This window comes from Gottschalkiaceae bacterium SANA (assembly GCA_036323355.1).
Classification (GTDB): Bacteria; Bacillota; Clostridia; order Tissierellales; family GPF-1; genus GPF-1.
On the sequence record AP028876.1, the window covers coordinates 3,479,654 to 3,490,293 of the forward strand.

The 10,640-nt window shown below is 40.5% G+C and carries 12 protein-coding genes; 1 reads left to right on the forward strand and 11 read right to left on the reverse strand.

The genetic code is table 11. The features are described from left to right. Nucleotides 1–226: 226 nt before the first annotated feature. Complete coding sequence (locus tag AC25CA_RS16760) at nucleotides 227–1,087, reverse strand: ParB/RepB/Spo0J family partition protein (RefSeq protein WP_486814994.1); 861 nt, start codon at nucleotides 1,085–1,087, stop codon at nucleotides 227–229. Nucleotides 1,088–1,089: 2 nt separating this feature from the next. Further along, nucleotides 1,090–1,857, reverse strand: a complete 768-nt coding sequence (locus AC25CA_RS16765; protein ID WP_486814995.1) for a ParA family protein — start codon at nucleotides 1,855–1,857, stop codon at nucleotides 1,090–1,092. A gap of 137 nt (nucleotides 1,858–1,994) precedes the next feature. Between AC25CA_RS16765 and AC25CA_RS16770 the strand changes: the two genes are divergently transcribed. Continuing rightward, nucleotides 1,995–3,014, forward strand: coding sequence for a GNAT family N-acetyltransferase (locus tag AC25CA_RS16770; RefSeq protein ID WP_486814996.1), 1,020 nt, complete (start codon nucleotides 1,995–1,997; stop codon nucleotides 3,012–3,014). A gap of 33 nt (nucleotides 3,015–3,047) precedes the next feature. Here AC25CA_RS16770 and AC25CA_RS16775 read toward each other — a convergent pair whose 3' ends face one another. Genes AC25CA_RS16775 through rpmH form a run of 9 tightly spaced genes read right to left on the reverse strand, consistent with a single transcriptional unit; the run spans nucleotide 3,048 to nucleotide 10,123 of the window. Further along, entirely contained in the window at nucleotides 3,048–3,830 is a 783-nt protein-coding gene (locus tag AC25CA_RS16775) for a ParB/RepB/Spo0J family partition protein (protein ID WP_486814997.1), read from the reverse strand. Between the two features lie 12 nt (nucleotides 3,831–3,842). Beyond that, nucleotides 3,843–4,562, reverse strand: a complete 720-nt coding sequence (gene rsmG, locus AC25CA_RS16780) for a 16S rRNA (guanine(527)-N(7))-methyltransferase RsmG (protein WP_486814998.1) — start codon at nucleotides 4,560–4,562, stop codon at nucleotides 3,843–3,845. Next, nucleotides 4,559–6,457, reverse strand: a complete 1,899-nt coding sequence (gene mnmG, locus AC25CA_RS16785; protein ID WP_486814999.1) for a tRNA uridine-5-carboxymethylaminomethyl(34) synthesis enzyme MnmG — start codon at nucleotides 6,455–6,457, stop codon at nucleotides 4,559–4,561. Before mnmG ends, rsmG begins: the two co-directional genes overlap by 4 nt. Before the next feature lie 11 nt (nucleotides 6,458–6,468). Next, a complete protein-coding gene (mnmE, locus tag AC25CA_RS16790; RefSeq protein WP_486815000.1) occupies nucleotides 6,469–7,851 on the reverse strand; it encodes a tRNA uridine-5-carboxymethylaminomethyl(34) synthesis GTPase MnmE in 1,383 nt (460 codons plus the stop codon). 57 nt (nucleotides 7,852–7,908) lie between these two features. Beyond that, nucleotides 7,909–8,532 (reverse strand): RNA-binding cell elongation regulator Jag/EloR, encoded by a 624-nt coding sequence (jag, locus tag AC25CA_RS16795; RefSeq protein ID WP_486815001.1) that lies wholly within the window; start codon nucleotides 8,530–8,532, stop codon nucleotides 7,909–7,911. A 34-nt stretch (nucleotides 8,533–8,566) separates the two neighbouring features. Next, nucleotides 8,567–9,358: a YidC/Oxa1 family membrane protein insertase gene (locus AC25CA_RS16800; RefSeq protein WP_486815002.1), complete on the reverse strand. Its 792-nt coding sequence runs from the start codon at nucleotides 9,356–9,358 to the stop codon at nucleotides 8,567–8,569. 26 nt (nucleotides 9,359–9,384) lie between these two features. Next, nucleotides 9,385–9,594 (reverse strand): membrane protein insertion efficiency factor YidD, encoded by a 210-nt coding sequence (gene yidD, locus AC25CA_RS16805; protein WP_486815003.1) that lies wholly within the window; start codon nucleotides 9,592–9,594, stop codon nucleotides 9,385–9,387. Nucleotides 9,595–9,598: 4 nt separating this feature from the next. Beyond that, nucleotides 9,599–9,937 (reverse strand): ribonuclease P protein component, encoded by a 339-nt coding sequence (rnpA, locus tag AC25CA_RS16810; protein WP_486815004.1) that lies wholly within the window; start codon nucleotides 9,935–9,937, stop codon nucleotides 9,599–9,601. 51 nt (nucleotides 9,938–9,988) lie between these two features. Beyond that, nucleotides 9,989–10,123, reverse strand: coding sequence for a 50S ribosomal protein L34 (gene rpmH / locus AC25CA_RS16815; protein WP_486815005.1), 135 nt, complete (start codon nucleotides 10,121–10,123; stop codon nucleotides 9,989–9,991). Nucleotides 10,124–10,640: the final 517 nt, after the last annotated feature.

Consider the following 10,640-nt stretch of genomic DNA (forward strand, 5'->3'; position numbering starts at 1 on the left):
CAAACCTTTTTATCCATGACCATGATCCCTCCTTTTTTATAAAATACTGGTCATTTTTCGGTAAAATCCGAAATTTGATCTTATCATACCACACTATATTTTCTTTGTAAACGTTTTCTCGGTCCTTTTTCTAGTTTTGTTGTTAAATTTTCGTAACATTATTTTTTTTGCCTTTTACCCCACTTTTTGACAAAAAAAAGAGTTGGTTTCCCAACTCAAATTTTCTCTATTTTTCAGTTTTTCCCATCCATTCAATCAAATGTTGAAGATCTTCTCCATTATAAAACTCTAAGCTAATCGTACCCTGGCCGGAAGGAGATGTTTTGATCCGTACCTTTCGGCCAAGGGCATTTTCTAAATCCTCTTCCACTGCTCGAACATGAATGTTTTTTTCCTTATTTATCCTTTTGGGGGATACGATTTGCGCATTCCGCACCCACTTTTCTGTTTGGCGAACGGAAAATCCCCTTTCAATTGATAATTTAGCACCCTTAATTTGTGCATCTTCCGTTTCCAAGCCCAATAAGGCCCGGCCATGTCCCGCACTCAAATCCCCCTTACTCACCCACTCTAAAATGGGCTTGGGTAATTGTAGCAAACGTAAGGTATTGGTTACATGAACACGACTTTTTGTAATCTGGCTAGCGATTGTTTTTTGAGTAAATCCAAATCGATCAATCAGTTCTCGATAGGCATGTGCCTCTTCGATCTGATTCAAGTCTTCACGCTGCAAGTTTTCAATTAAAGCAATCGCAGCAGAATCTTCATCTGAAAAGAAACGTACAATCGCTGGAATCACCTCAAGTCCCGCCATCATAGAGGCACGCCAACGCCGTTCTCCGGCAATCAATTCATAACCGTCATTTCTCTCTCTTACCAGTATCGGCTGTAAAACACCATGAACTCGAATTGATTCCTTTAATTCCAGTAAAGCCGATTCTTCAAAAACACGTCGAGGCTGAGATTGATTGGGTTCAATGGACGAACAGGAAATTTCCACAATTCTCTGTTCCTTCTTCTCGTCAAGTTGAAAATCATCTGCGATCAATGCCGATAATCCTCGTCCTAATCCTCGTTCCTTTTTCATGACTATCTCCTCTCTCGACGCAAAAATTCTTTCCCTAGGTTACGATATGCACGCGCTCCCTTTGAACTCGGATCATATTCAATAACCGATTTGCCATAACTAGGCGCTTCTGCCAAACGTATGTTCCGAGGTATGACCACTTGAAAAACCCGATCTTTAAAATATCGAACCACCTCATCTTTTACCTGAATTGATAGATTGTTCCTCCGGTCGTACATATTAAGGACAACACCCTCGATTTTCAAATTTGGATTCATTGATTTTTTAATCAATTTATACGTTTTCATCAAATGCCCAACACCTTCTAATGCATAATACTCACACTGAATCGGAATCAAAAAGCTTTCGACGGCCACCAACGCATTAATCGTCAGCACCCCTAATGATGGAGGACAATCAATAAAGATGTAGTCATACTCTGTCTTTAGGGGTTCAATTGCTTTTTTTAGTCGATGCTCCCATTGCTCTTGAAAGACCAACTCGATCTCTGCACCTGCCAAATCCATACTCGAAGGAAGCAAGTCCAAATATTTAGTCTCGGTGTGAAGAACGGCTTCTTTTGCAGAAGTTTCGTGAATCAACACATCATAAATCGAATCGGTTACAATGTTTTGATCAATCCCAAGCCCACTCGTCGAGTTTGCCTGTGGATCCATATCAATGATCAAAATTCTTTTTTTTGACTCTGCCAACGCAGCTGCAAGATTAATAATTGTTGTCGTCTTGCCAACGCCGCCTTTTTGATTAAAAATTGCTATCGCTCTTCCCATTTTATACCCTCCAAGGATCATTCTTCTCTATTATACTTGATTCCTTCTATGAAAAACAGAAGAAACCGAGCTTATTGCCCGGGAAATATTTTCAAATTCAATAAAATCTAGTACACTATAACTATAAGGAGGCTTCTATGAAAATTATACATCAATCCTATCCATCGACTGACCTAATAAATGCCTTTCCAAAACAATGGGAGCCATCTTCGATCGTGATTTATGGAGAAGTTGTCGATCTGCTGTCATCGCCCGTACTAGTCGCCTTTGAGTCTAAACCGACTGGATGGCTTAGCTACCGTATCCATTCGCAATATATTGAAATACTTTCTTTATTTGCTAGTAACTCTGAGAGAAATATTGAAGATCACTTACTTCTAGAACTAGAACAGCTGGCAAAAAATCAAAAAGTAGATGAGATTCGAGTCACAACAAGCAATGCAGATCTAAAAGCACTGCAGTTTTACCAACAACATCATTATTCAATAATTCAGATACATCCCCATGCCATCTCTCTGTCTCACGATAAAAAGCTAGACTTCCCGCAACTTATTGATGGCATCAAGGTTCAAGATGAAATTGTTTTGAAAAAGAGCCTGACGAAAGCAATGGATCAGCTCTTCCTACATGAATTGTTTCACGTGAAACATCAATTGATCTTGAAACCCTTGAATCAATTTGATCCTGAGGAATTGATCCCACTATTTTCGAATCAAAAAGTCGTTCGTTATCAAGCCATGAAGCCATTTAAAACCCTTGCAGATGCTCAAGCATATTATACGCATCTACTCTTACAATCTGCACAATATAAGCGAATCGCGCGAGGGATTTTTGTCGATGGAAAATTTGCTGGTATTATTTCGCTCCACCAAATTCATAAAGATCATTGTTTCTTAGGTTATTCGCTGATCCCAGACTATTGGAAACAGGGAATTGCAACAGAGGCTGCAAAAATGATGATTCATATCGCTTTTGATGTTTTACATCTGCGCAGAATTCAAGCCATTACTCATCCCGATAATATTGGCTCCATTCGCGTTTTGGAACGTCTACGCTTTCATCCGGAAGGAACGTTAATTGAATATATATGCAATCCCCGTACAGGATCTTATGAAAACAGAGAATCCCATGCATTGTTGCACAAAAATCATCAATAAAAAAAGTAAAGCATGTTTCACGTGAAACATGCTTTACTTTTTTATTCGAATCACAACTTCAACATACTCATCATGATCAATTTCTTTGTATTCTGTTGCAGCACCCGTATCTTCTATGGTTTTCCATGCGTTTTTTAAGGTGTTCAGGTAAATTCTTGGATTAATCTTCATCTTAATCTTTTGATTCTTAGTTTGCGCTTCCAGTTTCTCCTTCATGCGAATCCGCTCAACCAGATTCTCTGTCGCCTTTACGGTAAGCTGTTTTTTCTCAACTTGATTGATTACTTGCAATTGCAAGGTTTTTTTTGTCAACATCAATAAAGCTCGAGTATGCCGTTCCGTCAGCCCTTTTTCTCTCACTGCATCAAGTACCTCGTCAGAAAGTTTAAGAAGTCTACATTTGTTCGCAACCGCTGATTGACTTTTTCCCATCATTTGAGCGACTTTGGTTTGCGTCATCCTATATTTTTTAATTAACACCTGATATCCCAATGCTTCTTCCAAAAAATTCAACTCTTGCCTTTGTAAGTTTTCGACCATAGCAAGAGCGGCCGAAGTCTGATCCCCTACATCTACGATAATTGCGGGAATTTGCGTTTTCCCTGCAAGTTTAGACGCTCTCAGTCTCCGCTCACCTGCAATCAGAACAAAACGATCACCTTGACGCCGCACATGCACGGGTTGAAAAACCCCATGATTTTGAATTGAATTTGCCAATTCCTCTAGGTGAGAAGAATCAAAATGTGCCCTGGGTTGATCTGGATTTGGTGAGATTTGGCTAATGGAAAGCATATGAATCATAACCTGCTCATTCACGTCTGTACCTCCTTAGATGATCGGCTCTTTTCTTGGCCTTCCAGCCTGTCGCGGATAACTCTTAGGCGTCGACTTAATCTTCTTGATCACAAGAATTCGGTGAGAAAGATCCGTATAGGGAATTTTCACCTCTACCATTTTTTCAATCTGTCCACCCAAAACAAGTAAAGCACGTTTTGCTTCATCAATTTCCTCATCCAGCATAGGACCTTTCAAAGCCAAGAAAAGCCCTCCTAGCTTTACATAAGGCAGACAATACTCCAAGAGAATCGTGAGACGCGCCACAGCACGAGATACGACCAGATCATATTGCTCGCGATACTTCCGATTTTGTGCAAAATCCTCCGCACGGCCATGCAAGGTCTGAATATCTGTCCACTGATTCTCTGTGATCACTTCATCCAAAAATGTTAATCTTTTCTTCAAGCTATCTAGCAAATCAATTCGCAAACTCGGATCAGCAATCTTCATAGGGATTCCAGGGAATCCCCCACCGGTTCCAACATCTAGAACTTTTGTCTTCGATTTTATCGACTCAGTGGCAAAAACACACAGACTATCCAAGAAATGTTTAGTAATCACTTCTTCTGGTTCACGAATTGCAGTTAAATTTACAAGCTTGTTTCGTTCCAGTAGTTGATCTCGAAACCTCATAAATACTTCCACTTGCTTTTCAGACAACTCCACATTCATTGTCCGTGCTCCTGCCACTAAGCGCTCACGATCCTTCATCCTTGTCCCTTCTTTCTTCTTTCTTGTTCAAGATAAACCAACAAGACATTTATATCCGCTGGAGATACGCCGGAAATCCTAGAGGCTTGCCCAACCGATCGAGGTTTCATCGCTGCTAATTTTTGTTGCGCTTCGATCCGCAAACCCTGAATTTTTTCATAGGGAATGGTCTCTGAAAGAAATTTTGTTTCTAAACGCTTAAATTGCTCGATTTGACGTTGTTGTTTTTGAATATAACCCTCATATTTTATTTGAATCTCAACTTGCTGCGTAATGTCTGCAGACAGTGCTGAGCGTTCAGGATCAAACACTCGCATACTGTTATAGTTACACTCAGGTCGTTTCAAAACTTGAGAAAAGGTAAGTCCTGTTCTTAAAGCGGAACTACCAATTTCTACCATTTTTTGATTATTCTCTTCTGTTGGATTGACCATAATCCCCTTTAATCGGTCCAACTCGCGCTCAATCGACTCCTCTTTCTCTACAAAAGCGGAAAATCTCTCCTGAGAAACAGATCCGACCTCATATCCCTTACGAGTAAGTCGCAAATCGGCATTATCCTGTCTTAGGGTTAAGCGATACTCACATCGCGAAGTCATCATGCGGTAGGGCTCATTGGTTCCCTTGGTTACCAAATCATCAATTAATACCCCAATATAAGCCTCTGATCGATCCAAAACAAAGGCTTCTTCATTTCGAATCTGGGCAACCGCATTAATCCCGGCAATCAAGCCCTGGGCTGCAGCCTCTTCATATCCAGATGAACCATTTACTTGTCCAGCAAAATACAGTCCCGAAATATCCTTGCGCTCCAAACTTGGTTTCAAATCAGTCGGATCGATACAATCATATTCAATCGCATAAGCCTCCCGCATCACCTCGGCCTTCTCCAATCCAGGTATGGACCTTAAGAATTCCATATAGACTTCCGAAGGCATGGAAGAACTCAACCCTTGTACATACATCTCTTTCGTTGCAAGGCTTTCCGGCTCTATAAAAATCTGATGCCTGTCCTTATCAGCAAATCGAACCACCTTGTCTTCAATTGATGGACAATAGCGAGGTCCCGTACTTTGAATCGCACCCGTATAGAGGGGAGAGCGTCCAATATTCTCTTTGATAATTCCATGGGTATCTAAGTTGGTATAGGCCAAATAACAAGGAACTTGCTTTCGCTCAATGGCTTTCGTTAAAAAAGAAAAGGGCACAATGGGTTGATCGCCTTCCTGAATTTCCATTTTAGAATAATCGATGCTATCGCTATGAATTCTTGCCGGTGTTCCTGTCTTGAAACGTCGGAATTGAATTCCATCTGCTTCCAAATTTTCCGTCAAATACATGGCTGCGCGCATTTCATTGGGCCCGCCTTCATAATGCATATCGCCAATAAAAATCTTTCCGCCCAGATAGGTTCCTGTTGCCATAATCGCTGCCTGGGTCTGATAGTATGCTCCCGTTTTACATAGAACACCTTGCACCAAGCCATTTTCTAAGTCAATATGAATGACTTCATTCTGCTTTAAATCTAAATTCTCCTGCGCCTCGATCACTTGTTTCATGCGCGTTTGATAGGCCTGCTTGTCGGCCTGAGCCCGAAGGGAAAAAACGGCTGGTCCCTTTGAAGTATTCAACATCCTGCTTTGTATCAGGGTTGCATCCGTATTGATGCCCATTTCTCCACCCAAAGCATCGATTTCTCGCACCAAGTGACCCTTTCCCGTTCCACCAATAGAAGGATTGCAGGGCATAAAAGCAACTGAATCCAAACTAATCGTAAGCAATAGGGTTTTCATGCCCATTCTTGCTCCAATCAATGCAGCTTCACAGCCTGCATGACCTGCTCCAATTACAACAAGTTCATATTTTCCTGCATCATATTGCTTGCCAAATTGCATAGAAACCTCCTCTACTTCCCAATACAAAACTCTTGAAAGACCTGATCCAACACATCTTCCGTTACAGCATCCCCGCTGATCTCTCCAAGACTTTGCCACGCATCTTTTACATCTACTTCAAAACAATCAACCGGCATACCAGCTTCAATCGCCTGAATCGCCTCCTGCATACTATCCAAGGTTTTTTGCAGCAAGTTCTTATGCCTAACATTTGATATCACAGTTTCATGATGTAGATCAATTCCTCCATGAAAAAATAAGTCTTTGATCGCATTTTCAAAGGTTTCTAAACCCTGCTGGGTTGCCATGGATGTTTCGATAATCATCGCATTGGGAACTTCTTTGGCCATTATTTCCCGGGAAATACATTCTTCCAAATCACTTTTATTCAACAAGATAATCGCCTTCCGTTCACTTAACAAAGCAAGTACACGATGATCTTCCTCTTCCAATTGACTCGATTTATCAAAGACGGCAACCAATAAGTCCGCACGTCCCACCCAGTCAACTGCACGATCAACTCCGATTTTCTCAACCTGATCATTTGTTTCACGAATCCCTGCCGTATCAATTAGTCGCAAAGGAACACCATGAAGATTTACATATTCTTCCAATGAGTCGCGTGTCGTTCCAGCGACTTCCGTCACAATCGCTCGATTCTCTCGCAGAAGCGCATTCATTAAAGATGATTTCCCTACATTTGGTTTCCCCAAAATAACAGTTTTCACCCCATCACGCAAAATTCTTCCCGTTTCCGCAGTCTCTAGCAATCGTTCAACCTCAAGTTGAGCTGATACCAAAAATCCCTTCATTCGTTGAACGGTTATTGCTTCGTCCTCATTTTCAGGAAAATCAGTTGCTACCGTAATGCTTGCAAGCACCTCTAAAAGATTCCGACGAATGCCCAACACCTGCTCAGACAAATTTCCAGACAATTGCTTCAGCGAATTTTGATAGCTCGCATTGGTTTTGGCAGAAATCAATTCCATCACAGCCTCAGCTTGCGCCAAATCAAATCGGCCATTCAGAAATGCACGCTTCGTAAATTCTCCTGGACCCGCCAATTCCGCACCAGCTTGAAGGCAGAGAGTCAAAATTTTCTTCACGGCAACAAGACCGCCATGACATTGAATTTCAACCACATCCTCCCGTGTGTAGGTTTGAGGGGCAACCATATATACCGCCAAAGCTTCATCCACCAATTCCAAAGACTTTGGATCCTTCACTTGGCCAAAGATCATTCTTCTATTATCTTTACTTGCAATTTTTTCACCTCGTTGAGGGAAAAAAAGTTGGGTTAGAATCCTTAATGATTCTTCTCCTGAAATGCGTACAATTCCTACACCCGCCTCACCGGGCGCGGTTGCAATTGCAGCTATGGTTGATTCTTTCATTGTTCTCCTCGTTTCTTTACCAATTTACGAAAAAAGAAACCCAGCAATCTGGGTTTCTTATTTGATGTCAATAACAACGCGTCGATAGGGATCATCCCCAACGCTGTATGTCGAAATTCCCTCAAAGGATTGCAGAGCTGAATGAATAATTCGTCTCTCGTATGGATTCATCGGATCAAGCTTCACGCTTCGTCCTCTCCGTACCGCTTTATTTGCCATTTTATTGGCCAAATCAATTAAGGTTCTTTCGCGTTTTTCACGGTAATTCTCTGTATCAAGCAATACACGAATATATTGATCCCGTCCCTTGTTGACAATCAAACTCAAAAGATATTGAATTGCATCCAAGGTATCTCCACGCTTGCCAATAATCACACCCATGTCATCATGATTCTCACCAATAATTTCAACGTAGAGCTGTCCAGATTCTCGTTCGATTTCCACTTCGGATTTAATTTGCATTTGTGACAATAATTCCGTTAAAAATCGCTCTGCCATAAAAACAGGATCCTTATCAGCAATTACCTTCACCTTTGCTTCTTTTCCACCCAGACCCAAAAATCCTTTCCCGGGTTCCTCTAAAATTTCAACACTAACGTCCTCTGACAATAAATCTAAATCCTCTAAAGCCATTTCAATTGCTTCTTCCACGGTACTACCCGTTTTGATAATTTCTCTCATCGCAATCCTCCGCCTTTCATCGCTTCCGCGACGTTTATTCAGCCTTAGGCTTTCGATATTTTGCATAGAAGTATTTGTATTGGAATACAGAGAAAACATTGCTGATCGTCCAATAAATAGTTAAACCAACTGAATAGTTCAACGCAAACCAGAAAATCATTAAAGGCATCATGATCATCATGGATCGATTCATGGATTGTGCCATATCCTGACCGCCTGATGAAGATGATTGTTGCGCTGCCGTCGTCTTACTCATCAAATAGGTTGTAAATGCCGCTACCAAGGCCATGACTGGAATTGCTGCTCCAAGCAAAGGCAAGGATAAGCCGCCCAAGGAAATACCGTTTACAACACCATCTGCAAATACAAAATTCTCAGCTACACTAATATCTTTAACCCATAAAAACGCATGATTTAATGAATCATAAAACGCTTGATCGCCACTAAATACGTAACGAATCGGATCTCGCATGACACCGAAATAGGCAATAATAATCGGAAATTGAATCAAAAGCGGTAGACATCCACCTAAGGGATTCACTCCATGCTCTTTATAAATTTCCGCAGTTTTCAATTGTAATGTTTTTGGATCATCTTTGTACTTTTTTTGCAGCTCCTGTAAGTGTGGTTGTATCTGCTGCATTTCCACCATAGATTTTTGTTGTTTGCCCATTAATGGCACCATCAAAAATTTGAAAATTATTGTTGTAATAATAATAGCAATTGAAAAGGCTGATAAAAAGCCAAAATCAAGGCCAATTGCATTCACTGCTGTATAGATAAAATGTAGTAGCTTGCCTAAGTACGTCGCCAGAAAATTTGTCATCTAGGGTCCCCATTTCTCGAATTCTCTTATTTTAAAGGATCATATCCGCCTGGATGAAACGGGTGACATTTCAATACCCTTCGAACAGAAAGATATGTTCCCTTAAAAAAACCATATTTCTGATACGCTTGAATCGCATACTGTGAACAAGTCGGATAAAACCGGCAGTTTTTTCCCAGCATTGGCGATATGAACTTCTGATACCCTCGTATGAGAAAAATCGCAATCATTTTCATACTCTCACCGCTTTTTCACCTTTGAAATTCGCATGATATGTTCCATTGCGCTTTCAAGTTCTTCATACGATGCGCCATTTGCGTTTGCTCGCACAATAACAACCAGATCATTTCCTGTTGCTTGATCATAATCATTTTGTCTATAAATTTCTTTTAAAACACGTTTTAATCGATTTCGTTCAGGGGCGTGGCCTACTTTCTTTGATATAGAAAAGCCAATCCTCGCAATGTTTTCTCCATTTGGCTTTTGATACAAAACCAAAAGACGATTTGCTCGAGACTTTCCTCTCCTATATACCTTTGCAAACTCACGACTCTTTTTGATCATCAAGATCGTACCCATTGGACATATACTCCATAATTGAATAAAAAGGCCACTAAAAAGTGACCTTTGTTATGCTGTTAATTTTTTTCTGCCTCTTGTTCGTCTTCTTTTTAGAATGTTTCTTCCACTCTTCGCTGCCATTCTCTTACGGAATCCATGTTCTTTCGATCTTTGTCGTTTTTTTGGTTGAAAAGTTCTTTTCATTATTGCACCTCCTGTCCTACTGCGTATATCATTCACGATTAAACGCAAGGCTATCGTCAATTTCGTACCATTACCTGTCTATTATAGAGAATGATCCGAAAGATGTCAAGAAATTTCGCTACTTTCAGCAGTTCTTACCTATATATATAAATCCAGGAATTTTTTGAAAAAAAATAGTATCCACATTCCCTAGTAGGTAGGAAGTAGAATCAAAATAAGAAGTACAAAATCGTGGGGATAGTTATCAACAAGACCCCTATCCACAAGCTAACTTTCTGTGGATAAGCAATTGCAGTTTCCCTCCGTTTTTGGTATCATAAGAATACGTTGTGGATATGTTATCAAGACAGTCACCAATGTGGTTGATTTGTGGATAAGGATGTGTATAACTCGACTGTTATCCACAATTTAGCTTGTAAATCCCCGTTTTCAGGGGTTTTTCTTGTGTATAAATCTATCTTATAACCTGTTGATATACAAGAATTTTTTACTCGTACTCGACTCTTATTCACAACTC

Excerpts from the sequence above, each read along its gene's own strand:
- AC25CA_RS16760 (WP_486814994.1), bottom strand. The coding sequence starts at position 1,087 with ATGAAAAAGGAACGAGGATTAGGACGAGGATTATCGGCATTGATCGCA.
- AC25CA_RS16765 (WP_486814995.1), bottom strand. The coding sequence starts at position 1,857 with ATGGGAAGAGCGATAGCAATTTTTAATCAAAAAGGCGGCGTTGGCAAG.
- AC25CA_RS16770 (WP_486814996.1), top strand. The coding sequence starts at position 1,995 with ATGAAAATTATACATCAATCCTATCCATCGACTGACCTAATAAATGCC.
- rsmG (WP_486814998.1), bottom strand. The coding sequence starts at position 4,562 with ATGAAGGATCGTGAGCGCTTAGTGGCAGGAGCACGGACAATGAATGTG.
- mnmG (WP_486814999.1), bottom strand. The coding sequence starts at position 6,457 with ATGCAATTTGGCAAGCAATATGATGCAGGAAAATATGAACTTGTTGTA.
- mnmE (WP_486815000.1), bottom strand. The coding sequence starts at position 7,851 with ATGAAAGAATCAACCATAGCTGCAATTGCAACCGCGCCCGGTGAGGCG.
- jag (WP_486815001.1), bottom strand. The coding sequence starts at position 8,532 with ATGAGAGAAATTATCAAAACGGGTAGTACCGTGGAAGAAGCAATTGAA.
- AC25CA_RS16800 (WP_486815002.1), bottom strand. The coding sequence starts at position 9,358 with ATGACAAATTTTCTGGCGACGTACTTAGGCAAGCTACTACATTTTATC.
- yidD (WP_486815003.1), bottom strand. The coding sequence starts at position 9,594 with ATGAAAATGATTGCGATTTTTCTCATACGAGGGTATCAGAAGTTCATA.
- rnpA (WP_486815004.1), bottom strand. The coding sequence starts at position 9,937 with ATGGGTACGATCTTGATGATCAAAAAGAGTCGTGAGTTTGCAAAGGTA.
- rpmH (WP_486815005.1), bottom strand. The coding sequence starts at position 10,123 with ATGAAAAGAACTTTTCAACCAAAAAAACGACAAAGATCGAAAGAACAT.